The organism is Paraprevotella xylaniphila YIT 11841 (assembly GCF_000205165.1).
Taxonomy (GTDB): Bacteria; Bacteroidota; Bacteroidia; order Bacteroidales; family Bacteroidaceae; genus Paraprevotella; species Paraprevotella xylaniphila.
This window is the reverse complement of record NZ_GL883884.1, coordinates 1-644: the sequence shown is the minus strand read 5'-3', so window position 1 is coordinate 644 and position 644 is coordinate 1. Positions and strand designations below refer to the sequence as shown.

Genomic DNA, 644 nt, shown 5'->3' with positions numbered 1-644 from the left:
TTACCGAACCGTTCCGATAGTGTCTTTGCCGTTTCACCTACCACCTGCCCGGAGAAGATATTACCGACAGTGTTCATCACGACTTTGGCTTCCTTATCGCCATAGTCGCGTACTAACTGGCTGAAATCCTGAAAGCCCAGGCACACGGCAACCTTGTTGCTTCGGGCGGTAGCTATAAGATTGTCCAGCCCCTTGAAGTATATCGTGGGTAGCTCGTCGATGATGACCGATGACTTCAGCATCCCCTTCTTGTTGATGAGTTTCACGATACGGGAGTTATACAGACCGAGTGCCGCACCGTAGATGTTCTGGCGATCGGGATTATTGCCCACGCAGAGGATTTTCGGCTCTTCGGGATTGTTGATGTCCAGCGTAAACTCGCTGTCCGACATTACCCAATAGAGTTGAGGAGAAATCATCCTCGACAGAGGGATTTTCGCCGATGCTATCTGCCCCATCAACTGCTCCGCCGCTCCTCCGAGCCACGCATCCATGAACGGGGAAAGGTAGTTCTCCAACTCCGGGTAAGAGGTCAATATCGGGAAAATATCCTCGTATCTGCGGTTCAGAAACTCGATGGCATGGGGGAACGTGCAATACTTCCCGTTCTTGTAGATTTTAAGATACCATATAATACTGGCAAA

Annotated in this window: 1 protein-coding gene; it reads right to left on the bottom strand. The window is 50.3% G+C overall.

Annotation, left to right across the window (positions count from 1 at the left end; all coding sequences use genetic code 11):
• A partial coding sequence (locus tag HMPREF9442_RS13040; RefSeq protein WP_008629449.1) for a TraM recognition domain-containing protein occupies positions 1–644 on the bottom strand: 644 nt, incomplete at both ends.